The sequence below is a fragment of the Stenotrophomonas rhizophila genome (genome assembly GCF_000661955.1).
GTDB lineage: Bacteria > Pseudomonadota > Gammaproteobacteria > Xanthomonadales > Xanthomonadaceae > Stenotrophomonas > Stenotrophomonas rhizophila.
Genome location: NZ_CP007597.1, coordinates 77,880 through 95,900 on the forward strand (window position 1 = coordinate 77,880; position 18,021 = coordinate 95,900).

Consider the following 18,021-nt stretch of genomic DNA (forward strand, 5'->3'; position numbering starts at 1 on the left):
CACTAGGTAATTGCGGGGGCGATGACATCCGGTGTCCTGTTGGAGTCGGCCACGGGCATCAGCCCGCGGCCACCGCGCGTGCGGCCGCGGGCAGGATATGGTCTTCGCTCAAGGCTGCCAAGCGCCGCCCATGCGGCGCCTGCAGGGGAACCCAGGCCAACTCGGCGATTTCCGCCTGCGCCTGCGGTGTGCCGGTGACCTGCACCCGCCACACCTGGGCCCGTACCCGGCGGCCGTGTTCGTGCACCGCCCAGGCGTCGAAACGTCCCAGCGCCTGGGCGCTGGCCAGGTCCAGCTGCACGCCCAGTTCCTCGTGCAGTTCACGTGCCAGCGCCTGCAGCGGCGCTTCGCCCGGGTCGGGTTTGCCCCCGGGCTGGATGAAGGTATCCGAGCCGTGCTTGCGCACCACCAGCACCTGGCCGGTGGCATCCAGGATGACCGCGGCGACGATCTCGATCGGCGCCGCGGGGTGGCTGGCCTGCGCCGCCACTTACTTCAAGGTGTCGTTGAACAGCTTGAGGATGCGCTTGTACTGGTCCAGCCACGAGTCCGGACGGACGTAGCCATGGCGCTCCAGCGGGTACGGCGCGATGGACCAGTTGTCCTTGTGCAGCTCGATCAGCTTCTGGGTGAGGTTGACCGAGTCCTGGAAGAACACGTTGTCATCCATCATGCCGTGCGCGATCAGCAGGTGGTCCTGCAGGCCGTCGGCGTATTCGATCGGCGACGACTTGCGGTACGCCTCCGGGTCGATGTCCGGGGTGTTGAGGATGTTGGCGGTGTAGCCGTGGTTGTACTGGTGCCAGTCGACCACCGGGCGCAGCGCGGCACCGGCCTTGAACGTGCCCGGCGAGCGGAACAGCGCCATGAAGGTCATGAAGCCACCGTAGGAGCCGCCGTAGATGCCGGCGTGGTCGCGGTCGCCCTGCTTGGTGGCCACCAGCCAGTCCAGGCCGTCCTTGTAGTCTTCCAGCTCCGGGTGGCCCATGTTGCGGTAGATGGCGGTGCGCCAGTCGCGGCCGTAGCCTTCGCTGCCGCGGTAATCCATGTCGAGCACGATGTAGCCCTGCTGCACCAGCAGGTTGTGGAACATCTGCTCGCGGAAGTAGGCCGGGTAGCGCTGGTGGACGTTCTGCAGGTAGCCGGCACCGTGCACGAACATGGCGATCGGGTACTGCTTGCCCGGTTCGGGGTTCTCCGGGCCGTAATACTTGGCCCAGACCACGCCGGCGCCATGCTTGGACGGCACCTGCACCAGCTTGGGCTGCACCCACTCGCGGGCCTTGTAGGCGGCGGTGCGGGTGTCGGTGAGCACCTTGGCCTGGCCGCCGCTGGTGGGCACCACGGCCAGCTGCGCCGGCAGGTAGGCGCCGGAGTAACGCACCAGCAGCTGCTGGCCGTCCGGGGACAGCGAGAAGTCTTCGACGCCGTTGAGCGCGGTCAGCTCACGCACCTGCCTGCTGGCGGTGTCGACCGCGCAGACTTCGTAGTCGCCCGGGCTCTGCTGGTTGCACAGGAAGTAGAAGCCGCGGCCGTCGGCGCTGGGCACCGGCATCGAGGTTTCCCACTTGCCGCCGGTCAGTGCCTGCGGCTTGGCGGTGCCCTGCTGGGTATACAGGTGGGCGTAGCCCGATTCTTCGGACAGCAGCCACAGCGTGCGGTTGTCGTTGGACCAGCCAAAGTCGTTGAAGCCCCAGTTGATCCAGGCGCTGTCGGTCAGGCGGTGGCGGTTTTCCAGCGTGGCGCTGGCGGGGCTGACGCTGGCGATCCAGCGGTCCTTGTTGTCGTTGGCGCGCAGCATGATCGCGGCCTGCTGGCCGTCGGCGCTCCAGCGGATGCCGGGGTTGCCGGGGCCGGCCAGCACTTCCAGCGGGCGGTTGCCCTTGAGTGCGTCCTTGCCGGCGGCCTTGCGCAGTGCGGCCAGCGGGTCGGTGCCGATGCCGGGCAGGCGGTCCAGCGAGAGCGGCTTGACCGTGCCGGTGACCGCATCGACCAGCCACAGGGAATGCGGCTCGGGATCGTTGCGGCCCACGCGGGTGCGGGTGTCCTCGGACTCTTCGTAGCCCGATTCGGTCACGTACTTGGGCATCTTGCCGCCGCGGCCTTCGTCGAAGCCCTTCGGCTTGGTCACCACGATGAGGCTGCGGGTGTCCGGCGAGAGGGCGCTGCCGACGATCTCGACATCGGCGCCCAGGTAGACCGGGCCGGGCGCGCGGGTGGCGTCGGCGCGGCGCCAGCTGGCTTCCTGCGCCTTGAGCGCGTCGCGCTGGGCGCGATCATTGCGCAGGGTGGCCAGGGTGCGCAGTTGCTGGTCGCGCAGGACGTCGGCCTTGGGCGCATCGTCGGGGTTCTTTTCGGCCTTCAGGCTGGCTACCTGCTGGACGCCACCGGCGGCGGTCCAGTGGAACCAGTTCTGGCCGGTCTGCCAGATCACTCCGCCGTCGCGGGCGAAGTTGGCTGCGCTGGCCTTCTCGCTGCTGCGGGTCAGCTGGGTCAGCGCGCCGCTGCGCAGGTCGCGCAGGAACACATCGCCGTTGCGCACGAAGACCGCGCGCTGGCGGGTGGTGTCGTACACCGGGCTGTCCACGTCCAGGCTGCTGCGCTGGTCATCGGCCACCTGGGTGGCCACGCCACCGCTGACCGGCTGGCGGAAGGTGTCGCGGACCGGGCTGCCCGTGCGCTTGAGCTGGTACTCCACCTGCTGGCTGTTCCAGGACCACCACGCGCTTTCGACCGGCGGGCCGATCCAGTCGGGGTCGGCCATGGCCTGCTCGATGGTGATCGGCGTGGGCGCCGCGTGGGCGGTCCCGCCGAGGGCGGCGAGCAGCAGCAGGGACAAGGGCAGCGTTCTGGGCATTGCGGGCGGCACCGTAGTAGAAAACCCGGCAAGCGTAGCAGCCGCTAGGGCCGTAGTAAGGGGCCACAGGTCATGGGCGTGGCCCCTTCCTGCGCAAGGCAAGCGGTGGTCCGTGGGTCGGGCGCTGGGGCCCCATACCCTTTCCGGCGAATGTCCCCCGGCGTCGGCCTGCGGCCGACCCCTCCTCCTTTATTTCGCCTCCAAGGGTATGGGACCCCAGCGCCCGACCCACCGACAGGCCCCGAAATGCCCGGCGTCCACTTGCTTACCGCGAGCCGAGCCCCTTAGCGGCCGGTAGGCTCCTGGGCAAAATAAAGGAGGAGGCCGCGACCGCGGCCGGGGGACATTTGCACCAGGGGCCTACCGGCCGCTAAGGGGCTCGGCTCGCGGTAGCCCCTGCGACAAAGTGAAGCAGCGCGTCACCGGGTCGCATGTGCCTTTCACGGATACCGGCCCAGACTGGTGCGGATTTCAGAAACCAGTCGGAGGCGTCACGTGGACGCGTTGTTGTTGTCGCGGATCCAGTTCGGGTTCGTCATCAGTTTCCATGTGTTGTTTCCCGCCTTCACCATCGGCACCGCCAGTTGGCTGGCCTTCGTGGAGTCACGCTGGCTGCGCACCGGCAACCCGGTCTGGCGCGAGCTGTATTTCTTCTGGCAGAAGATCTTCGCGGTGTCCTTCGGCATGGGCGTGGTCAGCGGCATTGTCATGGCCTTCCAGTTCGGCACCAACTGGCCGCGCCTCAGCGAGGTGGCCGGCAGCGTGATCGGGCCGCTGCTCACCTATGAAGTGCTCACCGCCTTCTTCCTGGAGGCCAGCTTCCTGGGCGTGATGATGTTCGGCTGGGGCCGCGTTTCGCCGCGGCTGCATTTCTTCTCCACCTGCATGGTGGCGCTGGGCACGCTGTTCTCCACGTTCTGGATCCTGTCGTCCAACAGCTGGCTGCAGACGCCGGCCGGCTACGCGCTGATCGACGGCATCGTGCACCCGCAGGACTGGTGGCAGGTGGTGTTCAACCCCTCCTTCCCGTACCGGCTGGCGCACATGGCGCTGGGCTCGTTCATCACCACCTGTTTCGTGATCGGTGGCGTGGGCGCCTGGTACCTGCGCAAGGGCACGCACGTGGAAGCCGGGCGCACGATGCTGCTGGCGGCCGTGGCGTTCGCCGCGCTGACCGTGCCGGTGCAGATCTTCGTGGGCGACATGCATGGCTTGAACACGCTCAAGCACCAGCCGATGAAGATTGCCGCGATGGAAGCGCACTGGCATTCCGAAGACGAGGGCAAGGGCGTGCCGCTGGTGGTGTTCGCGGTGCCCAACGAAAAAGCCGAGCGCAACGATTATGAAATCGCCATTCCCCGGCTGGGCAGCCTGATCCTGACCCATTCGCTGGAGGGAACGTTCGACCCGCTCACCTCGGTACCGGCCAGCGATCGGCCGCCGGTGGTGCCGGTGTTCTTCGCGTTCCGGATCATGGTCGGGCTGGGCACGCTGATGCTGCTGCTGGCCTGGGTGTCAGCGTTCCAGTGGTGGCGGGGCAAGCTGCTGCAGTCGCGCTGGCTGGTGCGGGGTTGGAACTGGATGCTGCCCAGCGGCTTCATCGCGCTGGTATCGGGCTGGTTCGTGACCGAGATGGGGCGCCAGCCGTGGGTGGTGTACGGGGTGCTGCGCACCGCCGACGCGGTGGGCCCGCAGAGTGCCTGGATGACCGCGCTGTCGTTGGGCGTCTACATCGTGGGCTATGCGTTCGTGTTCGGCTGGGGCATCTGGTACCTGGTGAAGATCATCCGCACCGGGCCCAAGCCGCATGAGCCGGCGCCGGCGCTGGACGCGGGCAGCCATACCCCGGCGCGGCCGCTGTCCGGTGCCGACGAACCGCTGGAGGAGCGCTGACATGGAGATGACAACCTGGCTGCCGGTGGCATGGTTTGCGGTGATTGGTTTTGGCGTGCTGATGTACGTGGTGCTGGACGGTTTCGTACTGGGCATCGGCATCCTGGCGCCGATGGCCGAGGACGAAGAACAGCTGGACATCATGATGAACACCGCCGCGCCGATCTGGGACGGCAACGAAACCTGGCTGGTGCTGGGCGGGGCCGGGCTGATGGCGGCCTTCCCCAAGGCCTATGCGGCGCTGCTGTCGGCGCTGTACCTGCCGGTGCTGCTGCTGGTGGTGGCGCTGGTGTTCCGCGGGGTGGCGTTTGAATTCCGCTTCAAGGCGCACCGCTCGCGGCGGTTGTGGAGCGTGGCTTTCGGGCTGGGCTCGCTGCTGGCTGCGTTCGCGCAGGGGGTGATTCTCGGGGCGCTGGTGGAAGGCCTGCAGATCGTGGATGGCCGTTACGCCGGCGGTGCGTTCAGCTGGTTCAGTCCGTTCTCGATGCTGACCGGTGCGGCGGTGGTGTTCGGCTACGCGCTGCTGGGCAGCACCTGGTTGATCCTGAAGACCGAAGGCCGCGAGCAGGCGTTCGCGCGCACGCTGACGCGGCCGCTGGTGGTGGCGGTGATCGTCTTCATGGGGCTGGTGAGCACCTGGTTGCCGTTCCTGGATTCGCGCCTGATGGCGCGCTGGTTCAGCGATGGCAACTTCTGGTGGTTGTCGCCGGTGCCGCTGCTGACGCTGGGCGTGGCGGTGGCGCTGTGGCGCAGTGCGATGCACCCGCGCCGCGACCTACCGCCGTTCCTGTTGACCCTGGCGTTGTTCATCCTGGGCTTCATCGGGCTGGTGCTGGGCATGTGGCCCTACCTGCTGCCGCCGAGCATGACGCTGTGGGAGGCGGCCGCCCCGGCGTCGTCGCTGGGCTTCAGCCTGGTCGGGCTGGTGGTGCTGCTGCCGGTGATCCTGGGCTACACGGCGTGGTCGTACCGGGTGTTCCGCGGCAAGGTGCGGGCCGATACCGGGTATCACTGAGGGCACGACCGCAATCGTAGTGCCGGGCTCTGCCCGGCAGCGGGGCAGCGGGGCAGCGAGGCAGAGCCCCGCTTTACGCGTGCAGGCCTTCGATTTCGACCAGCAGTTCGGCCCGGCAGACTTCGGCGTGCAGCACTACGTAGGCCGGTGGGCCGGGTAACGCGGCCATCTGGGCGGCCACCGCCGGCATGTCTTCGGCACGCCGCACATACACCTTCAGTACCGAATCGGCGCCGAGCTGGGCGGCCAGCGATGGACGCTGCCGTCGGGCGGCCTCCACCAGGCTCTGCAGGTTGGTCAGCGTTTCGCGCAGCTGTTCTTCCACCGCGCCGGTGTGCTGGGACACATGGCCCACGATCGCCGCCGTGCCCGACTGCAGCAGCGGCAGGCCGGTTGCCGCCGGTGCCAGCAGCGCCCGCGAAAAACTGGGCGACTGCGGGCCGTACTGGCGCGGGTAGCGGAACGCGCTTACCTGGCGGGGGTTTTCCAGTGGCAGGCCGGGTTCGCGGCCGGCCAGCCAGTACACCTGCAGGCGCCGGTGCCCGTCGAAGCGGCCGATGCAGGTCGCGGCCGGCAGGGCCGCTTCGTCCAGCTCGCGCAGCCCGCGCACCCGGCCCACGCAGAAGCGCCGGTAGCGCTCCTGGTCGCCGTCGCCTTCGGTCACCGCGTCCAGGTAGTTCCAGGTCCGCAGCAGGTGCGGGAACCCGCAGTGCGCCAGGAAACTGCTCATCCGCGCATAGGCGTCGGCGGCGGCCGTCTCGATGTCGCCCTCGGCTTCGTCGATCTCCAGCACCCCGAACAGCAGCGCGGCATTGTGCGACCAGCGCACCCCGTCGGTGACGCCCGACTGCACCGGCGTCGCGCCCCGCCAGACTTCCACCTGCGCCGGACCGTGTTCGGCCAGGGGCACCTGCAGCCAGCGCGGATCGTTGCCCGGGAAGGGCGCAGGCGCGCCAAAGCCGAACACCGCCAGGGTGCACGGGTCGGCCAGGGCGGCCTCGCGCAGCGCTGCCGGCAGGTAGCCGGCGCTGAACACCGCCGCCCCTGGGGGAAAAGCGACCGCCGGGGCCGTTGCGTCGTGGATCGTGCTGCTCATTTCAGATTGTGAAAGCTGCCAGTGCCAAGGGTGTCATGATAGCGTGCGCTCCTTTTTACGGCGGTGCGCTGCGATGCCTTGGTGCCCATCAACATGTTGGCGTGAATGATCGAGTTCTCAGTGGTGGATTGGTCGGCCTGGGCACCGGGACTGACCTCGAAGGAACAATGGCAGGCCTGGGCACAGGCCCCCGCGCTGCCGCAGGGCGATGACACCCCGGCGCTGGCCGAGGTACCGGCCATGCAACGGCGCCGCATCGAGCGGCTGGGCCGCATGGCCATCCAGGCCGCGTGCTGGTGCGAGCAGCCCGATGACGCCGGCCAGGTGCCGCTGGTGTTCGCCTCGCGCCATGGCGACGTGGCCCGTTCGATGGAACTGCTCGACAGCCTGAGCGCCGATCACGGCATGTCCCCGACCGCGTTCGGCCTGTCGGTGCACAACGCGGTGGCCGCGCTGTATTCCATCGCCCGCGGCCACCGCGGCAACTACCTGGCCCTGGCCGCCGGCCGCGCCACGGTCGAAACCGCCTGCGTGGAGGCCTATGGCCTGCTGGCCGATGGCGCCGCCGAGGTGCGGGTGATCGTGTATGAATCGCAATTGCCGCCGGTGTATGCCGCGTTTGCCGACGAACCCGATCCTTATTACGCCTGGTGCTGGCGGCTGGCCCGGGCCGATCGCCCCGGCACCCGGCTCTCGCTGGGCTGGGGCGCGGCCGGTGCCGACAGTCCGGCCGGCGCACTGCCGCACGGTCTGGATGCGCTGCGCTTCCTGTTGGCCGGCGATCCGACCCTGACGCTGGCCGCCGACGGCCAGCAATGGACCTGGCAACGCCATGGCTGAGCGCGGTTCCGGCCGTCTCAACCATGCCTGGCGGGTGTTCGGCACCGGGCTCAGCTTTGCCGTGTTCGGCATCGGCGGCCTGGTGCTGGGCGGGGTGCTGTTCCCGCTGCTGTTCCTGGTCCGCAACCCGGTCCGGCGCCGCACGCTGGCGCGCCGGCTGGTCCAGCTCAGCTTCGCCAGCCACGTGGGCCTGATGCACCGGCTGGGCGTGATGACCTATGAAATCCGCGGGGCTGAACGTCTTCAGCGCAACGGACTGCTGATCCTGGCCAACCACCCGACCCTGATCGACGTGGTCCTGCTGATCGCCCAGTTGCCCAATGCCGACTGCGTGGTCAAGCGGGCCGTGGCCTGCAACCCGTTCATGTGCGGCCCGGTGCGGGCGGCCGGCTACGTCTCCAACGACGACGGCGCGGGGCTGATCGACGACTGCATTGCCGCGGTCAAGGCCGGGGGCACGCTGGTCATTTTCCCCGAGGGCACCCGCACCGTGCCCGGCCAGCCCCTGCGCCTGCAGCGCGGGGCGGCCAACATCGCGGTCCGCGGCGGCCTGGACATAACCCCGGTCAGGATCACCTGTACCCCGCTTACCCTGACAAAGGGCCAGAAATGGTATCGTGTGCCATCACGGCGTTTTCACGTTCAGCTGGAAGTCGGGGAAGATCTCCCGATCGCCCCGTTCCTGGCGGTGGCCGGCGACACGCCCAGGGGGGATGCCTTGGCGGCCCGGCGCGTGACCGATCATCTTGCCCATTACTTTGACTTCGCTGGAGAACCAAGCCGTGCAGGCACTTGAGCACGAGATCAAGGAATTGATCATTTCATCGCTGTCGCTGGAAGACATCACTCCCGAAGACATCGACGCGGAAGCGCCCCTGTTCGTCGAGGGGTTGGGGTTGGATTCGATTGACGCACTTGAACTTGGTTTGGCCCTGCAGAAAAAGTACGGTGTCAGCCTGTCTGCGGATTCGGAAGAGACCCGTCGCCATTTCTCCAGCGTGCGTGCCCTGGGCGAGTTTGTCGCCGCACGCCAGTCGTCGTAACGGCGCGTCAGGATTTGCCATGACCAAGAACGAACTTTTCGATCGCATCGTCAAGATCCTCAAGGACAGCTTTGAGATCGAACCGGCGCGCATCACGCCCCAGGCCCGTCTGTACGACGATCTGGACATCGACAGCATCGACGCGGTCGACCTGATCGTGCAGCTCAAGCCCTTGCTGGGCCGCAACCTGCAGCCGGAGGCCTTCAAGGCCGTGCGTACCGTGCAGGACATCGTCGACGTGGTGCACGGGCTGCTGCCCGGTCAAGCAGCCGCCTGACGGCTGCCGCAGGACACTGACCATGGTCCGGGTGCGCGTCGCGGCGTTTGCGTTGCTGTCGCTGGCATACCCGCTGGTGGTGTACCTGTCGCTGGGCCGGTTCGAGCCGCGCTGGCTGTCGCTGCTGCTGTTCGGGCTGGCCGCGCTGCGCGCGCTCACCACCCGCCAGCCGGTGTGGTGGGTGGCCGCCCTCGGCACCGGGGTGCTGGCGCTGGTGGCCACCGCCTTCAACCAGGCCCTGCCGCTGAAGCTGTACCCGGCGCTGGTGAACGCGGTGATGCTGGTGATCTTTGCCACCAGCCTGCGGTTCCCGCCCAGCGCGGTGGAGCGCCTGGCGCGGCTGAGTGAGCCGGACCTGCCGCCGTTCGCCGTGATCTATACCCGTCGCGTCACGTGGATCTGGTGCGGCTTCTTTGTTCTCAACGGAAGTCTGGCCCTGGCCACGGCGCTGTGGGCGTCCAACCAGGTCTGGGCGCTGTACAACGGATTGTTGGCGTACGTGATGATGGGTGCTCTGTTTGGTGGCGAGTGGCTGGTGCGGCGACGGGTGAAAGCGGCGCACGCGCATGGTTGAGTGGATCGCATTGGACCAGCTGGCGGTGTCGCCACGGCCCGGCCGGATCGTGGGCGAAGCCGAGCACGGCGCGGTGTTGCACCCGGACTTCCGCCTGCAGGTGATGCGCTGGCAACAGGCGTTCGCCCGTGCGCCGGGACGCGACTGGGCCCTGTACTTCGACGACACCCTGGCCTTTGCCGCCGCACTGCTGGGCGCCTGGCACGCCGGCAAGCGGGTCTTCCTGGGCGGGGACAACCTGCCGGCTACGCTGGATGCGCTGCGCCCGCGCGTGGCCGGGTTTGCAGGTGACGTGCCCGCGCACCACGCCCCGCTGCAGCCCGATGCCGACGTCGACGTCGAGGGCGAACTGCTGCCGCTGGACGAAGACCAGCTGGAACTGGTGGTGTTCACCTCCGGCAGCACCGGCGCGCCCAGCGCGATCGTCAAGCGCATGCGCCAGCTCACGCGTGAAGTGGAGGCGCTGCAGGCCGCGTTCGGTGACCAGCTGGAAGGCACCCAGGTGCACGGCACGGTCTCGCACCAGCATATCTATGGCCTGTTGTTCCGCGTGCTGTGGCCGCTGGCCGCCGGCCGCGCCATCCAGCCGCGCCGGTTCTTCCATGAAGACCTGGTCAGTGCGTTGGCGCGGCAGCCGTCGGTGCTGGTGGCCACCCCGGCCCACCTCAAGCGCCTGCCCGAACAACTGGACTGGTCCTCGTTGCAGGGGCCGCTGCGCGCGGTGTTTTCCTCCGGCGGTCCGCTGCCCGAAGAGGCCGCGCTGCAGGCGCGGGCATTGCTCGGCGTGGCCCCCACCGAGGTGTTCGGCAGCAGCGAAACCGGCGGTATCGCCTGGCGCCGCTGGAGCGCCGGGCAGCCGCAGTGGCACCCGTTGCCCGGCGTGGCCTGGCGCATCCAGGACGGCTGCCTGGCAGTGTCCTCGCCGCACTTGGAAAACACCGACTGGTGGCAGACCCAGGACCGCGTGGAGGCCGACGCCGGGCGCAGCTTCCGCCTGCTCGGCCGGGCCGACCGCATCGTCAAGATCGAAGAACGCCGGGTATCGCTGGACGCGCTGGAACAGCAGCTGCGCGCGCATCCGGCGGTACAGGACGTGCGCGTGCTGGTGCTGCCGGGCGCGCGCGAACAGCTGGCCGCCGTGGTGGTGCCGCAGCAGGCCGACGCGGCCGGCTGGGACGACGCCCAGCGACGCCGCCAGGCGCAGGCGCTGGGCGCGCACCTGGCCAGCAGCCACGATGCAGTGACCCGGCCGCGGCGCTGGCGCTTCGTCGACGCGCTGCCGTTGAACGCACAGGGCAAGGTCACCTTCGCCGCTCTGGCAGCGCTGTTCCGGCCGCAGTTCCCGGTGGTCCAATGGGAGCGGCGCGAGCCCGACACGGCAGCCCTGTTGTTGCCGCTGGACCCGGACCTGATCGCCTTCGACGGGCATTTCCCGCAGGCCAAGATCCTTCCGGGCGTGGTCCAGCTGGATTGGGCCATCCATTACGCCCGCGATGTGTTCACCATGCCACCGCGCTTCGAACGCATGGACGCGCTGAAATTCCAGCACGTGGCGCGCCCCGGCGATTGCCTGCAGCTCACCCTGGGCTGGGATGCGGCCAAGTCGGTGTTGAGCTTCCGCTATGTCTCCGACCACGGCGTGCATGCCAGTGGCCGGGTGGTGTTCGGCGATGTCTGACGCCGCTCGCGCTGGTCCCCCGGCAGCGCCCTTTGCGCCGCTGGTGGTGATTCCGGTCTACGACCATGAGCATGCCATCGGCGCCGTCGTGCGCGGCGTGCTGGCCAGCGGGCTGCCGTGCCTGTTGGTGGATGATGGCTCGCACCCCGCGTGCGCGCAGGCGCTGGATGCCCTCGCGGCGGGATACCCCGCGCAGGTCACATTGCTGCGCCTGCCGGTGAACCAGGGCAAGGGCGGGGCGATGCTGGCCGGGTTTGCCGAGGCGGCGCGCCGTGGCCACAGCCACGTGCTGCAGATCGATGCCGACGGCCAGCACGACCCGACCGACATCCCGCGCTTCGTTGCCCTGTCGCGGCAGCATCCCGACGCGGTGATCTGCGGCATTCCGGCCTACGACGACAGCGTGCCCAAGGCGCGCCTGTACGGCCGTTACGCCACCCACATCTGGGTGTGGATCAACACGCTGTCGCTGCAGATCCGCGATTCGATGTGCGGCTTCCGGCTGTACCCGCTGGCACCGGTGACGGCGCTGGTGGGCGAGGAGACCATCGGCCGGCGCATGGATTTCGACAGCGAAATTCTGGTGCGGCTGTTCTGGCGCGACGTGCCGGTGATCAGCCTGGCTACGCGGGTGACCTATCCCAGCGATGGCGTGTCGCACTTCGATGTGTGGCGCGACAACGTGCGCATCAGCCGCATGCACACCCGCCTGTTCTTCGGCATGCTGTGGCGCGCGCCGCGCCTGCTGTGGCGGCGCATCGCCGGAGCGCCACGCGCATGACCGCACCGGCACCGGCCAACGCCCCGCACTGGGCCGACCTGGGCGAAACCACCTCGGCCGCCGGGGTGTTGTTCCTGTGCTGGGTGCACCGCTGGTTCGGGCGCTGGCCGTTCCGCCTGTGCGTGTACCCGGTGGTGCTGTGCCATTGGCTGGGCAACCGCGTGGCGCGGCAGTCGTCGCTGCAGTACCTGCGGCGGCTGCAGGCGCACACCGGCGTACTGGGCGGCGTGCCCGGGCGCTGGACCAGCCTGAAGCACTTCGCGCTGTTTGCCGACACCCTGCTGGACAAGCTGCTCGGCCTGGGCGGGCGCTATCCGCCCAGCCACATCCGCCTGCAGCGCGACCTGATGCTGGAGAAGATCGCGCGCCGCGAGGGCGGGCTGATCCTCACCGCGCACATCGGCTGCCTGGAACTGTGCCAGGTGCTGGCCGAACAGGTCCCCGGTTTCCGCATCACCGTGCTGGTGCACACCGCGCACGCGCAGCGCTTCAACCGGCTGATGCAGCGGTTGGATCCGCTGGCATCGGTGGAACTGATGCAGGTCACCGACATGGGCCCGGCCACCGCGGTGGAGCTGCAGCGCCGGGTCAACGAAGGCGGCTTCGTGGCCATCGTCGGCGACCGCGTGCCGCTGCGGGGCGGGCGCACCGTGCCGGCGCCGTTCCTGGGCCACGTGGCGCAGTTCCCGATCGGCGCCTACGTGCTGGCCTCCGCGCTGGCCTGCCCGGTGTACACCATGGCCTGCCTGCACGACGGCGACGGCTACCGCGTGCGCTTCGAGCATTTCAGCGACCGCATCGTGCTGCCGCGCGGCTCGCGTGACGCCGCGCTGACCGCGCAGGCCGAACATTTCGCCCGGTGGCTGGAAGTTCAGGTCACCCAGGCACCCTTGGACTGGTTCAATTTCTTCCCCTTCTGGGATCAGGCATCTCATGGCAAGTAAGTCACCCGATATCCGCTTCGGCGATGCGCCACTGACCATCGAAGACGTGGTCGCGCTGTCGCAGCGCCAGGCCCAGGCCATGGTCAGCGACGACCCGGCCTTCCAGGCGCGCATCCAGAAGGGGGCCGACTTCCTCGACCGCCTGCTGCGCGAGGACGGCGTCATCTACGGGGTGACCACCGGCTACGGCGACTCGTGCACGGTCAACATCCCGCCGGCGCTGGTGGCCGAACTGCCGCACCACCTGTTCACCTACCATGGCTGCGGCCTGGGCCGGTTCCTGGACCCGCAGGAGACCCGCGCGGTGATCGCCGCGCGCCTGGCCTCGCTGGTGCGCGGCATGTCCGGGGTCAGCCATCCGCTGCTGGACGGGCTGGCCACGCTGCTGCGCCACGACGTGCTGCCGCTGATCCCGGCCGAAGGCTCGGTCGGCGCCAGTGGCGACCTCACCCCGCTGTCCTACGTGGCCGCGGTGCTGTGTGGCGAGCGCGAGGTGATGTACCAGGGCGCGCGCCGCCCGGCCGCCGAGGTGCTGGCCGAGATCGGCATGACCCCGCTGCGGCTGCGCCCCAAGGAAGGCCTGGCGATCATGAACGGCACCGCGGTGATGACCGCGCTGGCCTGCCTGGCCTACGACCGCGCCGACTACCTGACCAAGCTGGCCACCCGCCTGACCGCGTTCAACGTGCTGGCCAGTGACGGCAACGCGCACCATTTCGATGAGATGCTGTTCGCCGCCAAGCCGCACCCGGGCCAGATGCAGATCGCCGCGCGCCTGCGCCAGGACCTGCACAGCGACCGCCCGCCACGCAATGAACAGCGCCTGCAGGACCGCTACTCGCTGCGCTGCGCCCCGCACGTGATCGGCGTGGTGCAGGACGCACTGCCGCTCATGCGCCAGCTGATCGAAACCGAACTCAACAGCGCCAACGACAACCCGCTGATCGACGCCGACGGCGAGCGCATCCTGCACGGCGGCCACTTCTATGGCGGCCACATTGCCTTTGCGATGGACGCGCTGAAGAACACCATCGCCAACCTGGCCGACCTGCTCGATCGTCAGATGGCGCTGGTGGTGGACGCGCGCTACAACCACGGCCTGCCGGCCAACCTGTCGGCGGCCACCGGTGAGCGCGCGGCGATCAACCACGGGTTGAAGGCGCTGCAGATCAGCGTGTCGGCGTGGACCGCCGAGGCGCTCAAGCAGACCATGCCGGCCTCGGTGTTCTCGCGGTCCACCGAGTGCCACAACCAGGACAAGGTCAGCATGGGCACCATCGCCGCGCGCGACTGCCTGCGCGTGATCGAACTGACCGAGCAGGTGGTTGCCGCGCTGCTGATCACCGCCCGCCAAGGCGTGGCGCTGCGCCAGCGGGTAGGCATGAAGGCTATCCTGCACGGCGAACTGGACGCGATGTACCAGGACCTGTGCGCGCGCATCGCGCTGGTCGAGGAAGACCGCGCGCTGGACGGTGAGCTGCGCGCACTGCTCGATGACATCCGTGGCCAGCGCTGGAGCCTGTATGACCAGCCCTGACCTGAGCCTGGAGGTGCGGCTGTCGCCCACCTTCCACGACTGCGACCCGATGCACGTGGTGTGGCACGGCAACTACTTCAAGTACTTTGAAGTTGCCCGTTGCGCGCTGCTGCAGCAGTACGACTACGACTACCCGCAGATGCGCGAATCCGGCTACATCTGGCCGGTGGTGGACGCGCGGGTGAAGTACATCCGGCCGCTGCTGTACGGGCAGGCGCTGCGCGTGCGCGCCACCATCACCGAATGGGAAAACCGGCTGAAGATCGCCTACGAGATCTTCGACGCCGACAGTGGCCAGGTGCTGACCCGCGCCCACACCATCCAGGTGGCGGTCGACGCGGCCACCAATGAAATGCTGTACCTGTGCCCGCGCGTGCTGTGGGACCGTCTGGGAGTGGAAGTGCAATGAACGCTCTGCTGCGCACGCTGGTCGTGCTGGTGTCGTTGGTCGTGGTCGCGCCGGTGCTTGCCGCCCCCGCTGCCGATGTGGATCTGGTCAAGCAGCGCGTGGCCAAGGTGGGCGTGCTGCGGGGCGAGTTCAGCCAGGAAAAGCAGGTGGCTGGCTTCAAGAACCCGCTGCGTTCGCAGGGGCGCTTCGTGCTGGCCCAGGACCACGGCGTGGTCTGGACCACGCTCAAGCCGTTCCCGTCCGAAGTGGTGGTCACCCGTGACCGCATCCTCAGCCGTCAACGCGACGGCAGCAGCCGGGTCGAGCTGGACGGCCGCCAGCAGCCGGCGATGCGCTCGGTCAACGCGATCATGTTCGCGCTGATGAGCGGCGACGCGCAGGCATTGTCGGCCCAGTTCACGGTGAAGGTGGAGGCCAAGGCGAACAACGGCTGGAGCATGCAGCTGAGCCCGCGCTCGGCGATGCTGGGCAAGGTGTTCACCGGGCTGAAGCTGCAGGGCGACCGCTACGTGCGCGAGGTGGAGATCACCGAGGCCAACCAGGATGTCACCCGCATCCACTTCACCGGCATGAGCGAAACGCCGGCTGCGTTGAGTGCGGAAGAGGGCGGCAAGTTTGAATGACGCACTGAAGTCGAACGGCCGCCTGCAGCGCATCTGGCGCTGGCTGGCCGTGCTGTGGCTGCTGGTGCTGCTGGGCCTGGGCGTGCAGCAGTGGCAGCTGTGGAAGAGCGAGTCGCGGATTGATACCGACATCCTGGCGCTGTTGCCGCAGGATGCACACGACCGCCTGTTGTCCGACGTCACCCGGCGCATCGCCGATGCCAACGCGCGCCAGATCGTGGTGCTGCTGGGCAGCGCCGACGCCGCGCAGACCAAGGCCGCCGAGGCCGCCTTCCGCGCCACCATCACCCCAAAATCAACCAACGTAGCGCGGGGCTCTGCCCCGCTGCCTCACGCGCCAGCCGCCGTAGAGCGGGGCTCTGCCCCGCTGCCTGCCGCAGGTGACGTTCCAGCGGGGCAGAGCCCCGCTCTACTGCAGGAAAGCGGCTCCATCGAAGGATGGTTCGAACAGGCGCGTGCGTTCTACGCGCCGTACCGCGACCGCCTGCTCACCAGTGAGCAACGCCAACGCCTGCAGACCGAGCCGGTGGATGGCCTGGCCGACGCCGCGCTGGCCGCCCTGTACGGCCCGATGGGCGCGCCGCGGCTGACCGAGTGGCGGCAGGACCCGCTGTCGCTGTGGCCGCAGTGGTGGCAGGAACGCGCGCTGGGCTCGGGCCTGCAGATGGGCGATGACGGCCTGCTCGAAGCCGACGGCAAGCACTGGTCGATCGTGCAGTACGACACCGTGGGTTCGGCGTTCCAGCTCGACGGCGAACGCCACATCGACCTGCTGCTGGACCAGGCCGCCGCGGCGGCCCGCAAGCAGGCTCCCGGCCTGGAAGTGCTGCGCGCCGGTGTACCGCTGCATGCGGAAGCGGCGGCGGTGCAGGCCAATTGGGAGATCAATACGATCGGCTGGGGCTCGCTGGCCGCGGTGCTGCTGCTGGTGTGGCTGGCGTTCCGTTCGCTGCGCCCGATCCTGCTGGTGGCAGCCTCGCTGCTGATCGGCTGCGGCGTGGCCCTGGCGGTCACGGTGCTGGTGTTTGGCAAGGTGCACGTGCTCACGCTGGTGTTCGGCGCGTCGCTGGTGGGCGTGGCCGAGGACTACGGCATCCACTGGTTCGCCTCGCGCCAGGCCGAGCCGGCCGACCGCCGCTGGCGCCTGCTGCGGCACCTGCTGCCCGGCCTGTGGCTGGCGCTGCTGACCAGCGCGCTGGCCTACCTGGCCCTGGGCCTGGCACCGTTCCCGGGGCTGCGCCAGATGGCGCTGTTCTCGGTGGTCGGCCTGGCCGCCGCCTTCCTCACCGTGATCTTCTGGTTCCCGTGGCTGGACGGCGGCGAGATCCGCACCACCGGCTTCTCGCGCTGGCTGGGCGGCACGCTGGAGCGCTGGCCGCGCCTGCACGGGCGCAAGGCCGCGATCTTCCTGGGCGTGGCGGCGCTGTTGTCGGCCGTGGGCATCGCCCGGCTGGACAGCAACGATGATCTGCGCAGCCTGCAGTCCTCGCCCAAGAGCCTGATCGACCAGCAGATCCGCATCAGCCAGATGCTGGGCATGCCCAGCCCGGCGCAGTTCTACCTGGTGCAGGGCGACAGTGCCGAACAGGTGCTGCAGCGCGAAGAGGCGCTGATCGAACGCCTGCGCGTGCTGGCGGCCAACAAGCAGATCGGCGGGTACCGCGCGATCAGCGACTGGCTGCCCTCGGTGCAGCGCCAGCATGCCGATGCCGCGCTGACCGCCACGGTCGAGCCGCAGGTACTGGGCAAGGTCGGCCAGGCGGTGGGCGAAACCCTGTCACGCCCGGACTACGCCGGTCGCGACCTGGACGCCGACGCCTTCCTGGCCTCCCCGGCGGCGATGCCGTTCCACCACCTGTGGCTGGGCGAGGTCGGTGCGGGCCTGGCCAGCGTGGTGATGGTCGATGACCTGTCACGCGCCGATGCGCTGACCCTGCTTGAAACCCAGGCCAAGGGCATCGATGGCGTGCGCTGGGTCGACCGCACCGCCGATTTCTCCTCGCTGCTCAAGCACTACCGCAAGCTGATGAGCGGGCTGCTGCTGGTGGGCATCGTGTTGGTGTTCGCGGTGCTGTACTGGCGCTACCGCGCGCAGGCGTGGCGCGTGTTCGCCCCGACCCTGGTGGCCGGCGCGCTGACCCTGGCCCTGCTGGGCCTGTTCGGCCAGCCGCTGCAGCTGTTCAACGTACTGGCGCTGATGCTGCTGCTGGGCATGGGTATCGACTACGGCATCTTCCTGATCGAACACCGCGGGGATGCCAGTGCGTGGTTGGCGGTGTGCGTGGGCGCGGCCAGTACCTGGCTGTCGTTCGGCCTGCTGGGCCTGTCGGCCACGCCGGCACTGCGCGCGTTCGGCCTGACCCTGCTGTTCGGCATCGGCCTGGTGTGGATCATCTCGCCGCTGTTCCGCCCGCCACCGCACGACGCACCGCACTGAGCACCGCGTGTTTCCTT

Annotated in this window: 17 protein-coding genes; 14 read left to right on the top strand and 3 right to left on the bottom strand. The window is 68.9% G+C overall.

The window, feature by feature from the left end:
- Positions 1–58 precede the first annotated feature (58 nt).
- Together DX03_RS00320 and DX03_RS00325 are read right to left on the bottom strand one after the other, a co-directional pair.
- Positions 59–490 (bottom strand): NUDIX hydrolase, encoded by a 432-nt coding sequence (locus DX03_RS00320; RefSeq protein ID WP_038685518.1) that lies wholly within the window; start codon positions 488–490, stop codon positions 59–61.
- Positions 491–2,857, bottom strand: coding sequence for a S9 family peptidase (locus DX03_RS00325; RefSeq protein ID WP_038685521.1), 2,367 nt, complete (start codon positions 2,855–2,857; stop codon positions 491–493).
- 495 nt (positions 2,858–3,352) lie between these two features.
- On the opposite strand from DX03_RS00325, the gene DX03_RS00330 reads away from it, so the two are divergent.
- Positions 3,353–4,750 carry a cytochrome ubiquinol oxidase subunit I gene (locus tag DX03_RS00330; RefSeq protein WP_038685522.1) on the top strand — a complete coding sequence of 466 codons (1,398 nt, stop codon included), beginning with the start codon at positions 3,353–3,355 and terminating at the stop codon, positions 4,748–4,750.
- Between the two features lies 1 nt (position 4,751).
- Positions 4,752–5,765 carry a cytochrome d ubiquinol oxidase subunit II gene (gene cydB / locus DX03_RS00335; RefSeq protein ID WP_038685523.1) on the top strand — a complete coding sequence of 338 codons (1,014 nt, stop codon included), beginning with the start codon at positions 4,752–4,754 and terminating at the stop codon, positions 5,763–5,765.
- A 73-nt stretch (positions 5,766–5,838) separates the two neighbouring features.
- Here cydB and DX03_RS00340 read toward each other — a convergent pair whose 3' ends face one another.
- Complete coding sequence (locus DX03_RS00340) at positions 5,839–6,861, bottom strand: chorismate transformation FkbO/Hyg5 family protein (protein WP_244880156.1); 1,023 nt, start codon at positions 6,859–6,861, stop codon at positions 5,839–5,841.
- A 105-nt stretch (positions 6,862–6,966) separates the two neighbouring features.
- Here DX03_RS00340 and DX03_RS00345 point away from each other — a divergent pair, with 105 nt between their 5' ends.
- The 12 genes from DX03_RS00345 to DX03_RS00400 are packed head-to-tail and all read left to right on the top strand — an operon-like array spanning position 6,967 to position 18,004.
- Positions 6,967–7,701 carry a beta-ketoacyl synthase chain length factor gene (locus DX03_RS00345; RefSeq protein ID WP_038685526.1) on the top strand — a complete coding sequence of 245 codons (735 nt, stop codon included), beginning with the start codon at positions 6,967–6,969 and terminating at the stop codon, positions 7,699–7,701.
- Positions 7,694–8,497, top strand: coding sequence for a lysophospholipid acyltransferase family protein (locus DX03_RS00350; protein ID WP_038685530.1), 804 nt, complete (start codon positions 7,694–7,696; stop codon positions 8,495–8,497). The genes DX03_RS00345 and DX03_RS00350 overlap by 8 nt, the downstream gene beginning before the upstream one ends.
- Positions 8,484–8,744, top strand: a complete 261-nt coding sequence (locus tag DX03_RS00355) for a phosphopantetheine-binding protein (protein ID WP_038685531.1) — start codon at positions 8,484–8,486, stop codon at positions 8,742–8,744. The genes DX03_RS00350 and DX03_RS00355 overlap by 14 nt, the downstream gene beginning before the upstream one ends.
- Before the next feature lie 19 nt (positions 8,745–8,763).
- Positions 8,764–9,021 (top strand): acyl carrier protein, encoded by a 258-nt coding sequence (locus DX03_RS00360; RefSeq protein ID WP_038685533.1) that lies wholly within the window; start codon positions 8,764–8,766, stop codon positions 9,019–9,021.
- 22 nt (positions 9,022–9,043) lie between these two features.
- Positions 9,044–9,595 carry a COG4648 family protein gene (locus DX03_RS00365; protein WP_038685535.1) on the top strand — a complete coding sequence of 184 codons (552 nt, stop codon included), beginning with the start codon at positions 9,044–9,046 and terminating at the stop codon, positions 9,593–9,595.
- A complete protein-coding gene (locus tag DX03_RS00370) occupies positions 9,588–11,273 on the top strand; it encodes an ApeI family dehydratase (RefSeq protein ID WP_038685537.1) in 1,686 nt (561 codons plus the stop codon). The genes DX03_RS00365 and DX03_RS00370 overlap by 8 nt, the downstream gene beginning before the upstream one ends.
- The gene (locus DX03_RS00375; protein WP_038685538.1) at positions 11,266–12,054 is read left to right on the top strand and encodes a glycosyltransferase family 2 protein; all 789 of its coding nucleotides are present in this window, start codon (positions 11,266–11,268) and stop codon (positions 12,052–12,054) included. Before DX03_RS00370 ends, DX03_RS00375 begins: the two co-directional genes overlap by 8 nt.
- Complete coding sequence (locus DX03_RS00380; protein WP_038691651.1) at positions 12,051–12,998, top strand: lysophospholipid acyltransferase family protein; 948 nt, start codon at positions 12,051–12,053, stop codon at positions 12,996–12,998. Before DX03_RS00375 ends, DX03_RS00380 begins: the two co-directional genes overlap by 4 nt.
- Positions 12,988–14,535 carry an HAL/PAL/TAL family ammonia-lyase gene (locus DX03_RS00385; protein WP_038685539.1) on the top strand — a complete coding sequence of 516 codons (1,548 nt, stop codon included), beginning with the start codon at positions 12,988–12,990 and terminating at the stop codon, positions 14,533–14,535. The genes DX03_RS00380 and DX03_RS00385 overlap by 11 nt, the downstream gene beginning before the upstream one ends.
- Positions 14,522–14,944 (top strand): acyl-CoA thioesterase, encoded by a 423-nt coding sequence (locus tag DX03_RS00390; protein ID WP_038685540.1) that lies wholly within the window; start codon positions 14,522–14,524, stop codon positions 14,942–14,944. Before DX03_RS00385 ends, DX03_RS00390 begins: the two co-directional genes overlap by 14 nt.
- Positions 14,941–15,567 carry an outer membrane lipoprotein carrier protein LolA gene (locus tag DX03_RS00395; RefSeq protein WP_038685541.1) on the top strand — a complete coding sequence of 209 codons (627 nt, stop codon included), beginning with the start codon at positions 14,941–14,943 and terminating at the stop codon, positions 15,565–15,567. The genes DX03_RS00390 and DX03_RS00395 overlap by 4 nt, the downstream gene beginning before the upstream one ends.
- Entirely contained in the window at positions 15,560–18,004 is a 2,445-nt protein-coding gene (locus DX03_RS00400; protein WP_038685542.1) for an MMPL family transporter, read from the top strand. Before DX03_RS00395 ends, DX03_RS00400 begins: the two co-directional genes overlap by 8 nt.
- Positions 18,005–18,021 lie beyond the last annotated feature (17 nt).

Coding starts and splice junctions, on each gene's coding strand:
- DX03_RS00325 (WP_038685521.1), bottom strand. CDS start 2,857: ATGCCCAGAACGCTGCCCTTGTCCCTGCTGCTGCTCGCCGCCCTCGGC.
- cydB (WP_038685523.1), top strand. CDS start 4,752: ATGGAGATGACAACCTGGCTGCCGGTGGCATGGTTTGCGGTGATTGGT.
- DX03_RS00340 (WP_244880156.1), bottom strand. CDS start 6,861: ATGAGCAGCACGATCCACGACGCAACGGCCCCGGCGGTCGCTTTTCCC.
- DX03_RS00345 (WP_038685526.1), top strand. CDS start 6,967: ATGATCGAGTTCTCAGTGGTGGATTGGTCGGCCTGGGCACCGGGACTG.
- DX03_RS00350 (WP_038685530.1), top strand. CDS start 7,694: ATGGCTGAGCGCGGTTCCGGCCGTCTCAACCATGCCTGGCGGGTGTTC.
- DX03_RS00360 (WP_038685533.1), top strand. CDS start 8,764: ATGACCAAGAACGAACTTTTCGATCGCATCGTCAAGATCCTCAAGGAC.
- DX03_RS00365 (WP_038685535.1), top strand. CDS start 9,044: ATGGTCCGGGTGCGCGTCGCGGCGTTTGCGTTGCTGTCGCTGGCATAC.
- DX03_RS00370 (WP_038685537.1), top strand. CDS start 9,588: ATGGTTGAGTGGATCGCATTGGACCAGCTGGCGGTGTCGCCACGGCCC.
- DX03_RS00375 (WP_038685538.1), top strand. CDS start 11,266: ATGTCTGACGCCGCTCGCGCTGGTCCCCCGGCAGCGCCCTTTGCGCCG.
- DX03_RS00380 (WP_038691651.1), top strand. CDS start 12,051: ATGACCGCACCGGCACCGGCCAACGCCCCGCACTGGGCCGACCTGGGC.
- DX03_RS00385 (WP_038685539.1), top strand. CDS start 12,988: ATGGCAAGTAAGTCACCCGATATCCGCTTCGGCGATGCGCCACTGACC.
- DX03_RS00390 (WP_038685540.1), top strand. CDS start 14,522: ATGACCAGCCCTGACCTGAGCCTGGAGGTGCGGCTGTCGCCCACCTTC.
- DX03_RS00395 (WP_038685541.1), top strand. CDS start 14,941: ATGAACGCTCTGCTGCGCACGCTGGTCGTGCTGGTGTCGTTGGTCGTG.